Origin of the sequence: Cupriavidus sp. SIMBA_020, assembly GCF_046535395.1 — a bacterium.
In the GTDB taxonomy this organism is placed as follows: Bacteria; Pseudomonadota; Gammaproteobacteria; order Burkholderiales; family Burkholderiaceae; genus Cupriavidus; species Cupriavidus campinensis.
This window is the reverse complement of record NZ_JAWRWU010000339.1, coordinates 1-292: the sequence shown is the minus strand read 5'-3', so window position 1 is coordinate 292 and position 292 is coordinate 1. Positions and strand designations below refer to the sequence as shown.

Here is a 292-nt window from a genome sequence, read left to right as displayed (position 1 = left end):
AAACGCTCTCGACCACGCTGCCCGACGCGGCGCTCGTCTGGGAACCGCGCGACGTGGTGGGCGGCGACTTCTATCACTTCGCCGCGTTCGCCGACGGCTGGTTCGGCGCGGTGGCCGACTGCACGGGTCACGGCGTGCCGGGCGCGTTCATGACGCTGCTGGCGTCGGCGTCGCTTTCGCAGGCGCTGGAGCAACTGGGTCCGCGCGATCCGTCCGCGCTGCTGGCGGCGGTCAATCGCAGCGTGAAGGCGCTGCTCGGCCAGATCAACGGCGTGGGCGACGCGCCGCAATC

1 pseudogene is annotated in these 292 nt (G+C 71.6%); it reads left to right on the top strand.

Features of this window, described 5'->3' with window-relative positions:
* Positions 1-292, top strand: a pseudogene (locus SB751_RS29480) (protein-serine/threonine phosphatase); the annotation flags it as partial.